This is a genomic window from Leifsonia sp. HAY1-4F (assembly GCF_056755275.1).
In genome coordinates, this window is record NZ_JBNDHX010000562.1 from 1 (window position 1) to 213 (window position 213).

Sequence of the window (213 nt, forward strand, 5' to 3'; positions counted from 1 at the left end):
CCCCCCCCCCCCCCCCCCCCCCCCAACACCAACCCCCCCCCCCCTAAATTAGCGAGTGTCTCGTGGGCTCGGAGATGTGTATAAGAGACAGGAATGACCCCGTTACTCGGGTAGACGATGGTGTCTACTAATCGTGACGCGAAGGTTGCCGAACCGGTCGGGCATCCGGTCCAGGGCTGTCTCTTATACACATCTGACGCTGCCGACGACGGA

1 protein-coding gene is annotated in these 213 nt (G+C 62.0%); it reads right to left on the minus strand.

Annotation, left to right across the window (positions count from 1 at the left end; translation table 11 throughout):
- Positions 1-191: hypothetical protein (locus ACPYOG_RS20500; protein WP_481295910.1), on the minus strand; the 191-nt coding region annotated here is incomplete at its 3' end.
- Positions 192-213: the final 22 nt, after the last annotated feature.